Source organism: Cellulomonas sp. P4_A2 (genome assembly GCF_056402515.1).
This window is the reverse complement of record NZ_JBFUHG010000155.1, coordinates 1-407: the sequence shown is the minus strand read 5'-3', so window position 1 is coordinate 407 and position 407 is coordinate 1. Positions and strand designations below refer to the sequence as shown.

At 69.0% G+C, this 407-nt stretch carries 1 protein-coding gene; it reads right to left on the bottom strand.

Annotated elements, in window-relative coordinates:
- Nucleotides 1-407, bottom strand: a 407-nt coding sequence (locus AC1DUE_RS20510; protein WP_477041245.1) for a helicase-related protein, incomplete at both ends; no start/stop codon positions are given.

Here is a 407-nt window from a genome sequence, read left to right as displayed (position 1 = left end):
GTTGTACGAGGGCCGGAAGCTGGACCGCAGCGGATAGGTGCGGGTACCCGCGAGTCCGGCCAGCGCCCCCGGGTCCATGCCGCGCTGCCACAGCACCACCGCATGGCCCTCGACATCGATCCCGCGCCGCCCGGCACGACCGGTCAGCTGGGTGTACTCGCCGGGGGTGATGTCCGCGTGCTGCTCGCCGTTCCACTTGACGAGCTTCTCCAACACCACGGAGCGCGCGGGCATGTTGATGCCGAGGGCGAGGGTCTCCGTCGCGAAGACCGCCTTGACCAGCCCGCGTACGAACAGCTCCTCGACAACCTCCTTGAAGGTCGGCAGCATGCCCGCGTGGTGCGCGGCGATGCCCCGCTCCAGCCCTTCGAGCCATTCGTAGTAGCCGAGGACATGGAGGTCCTCCC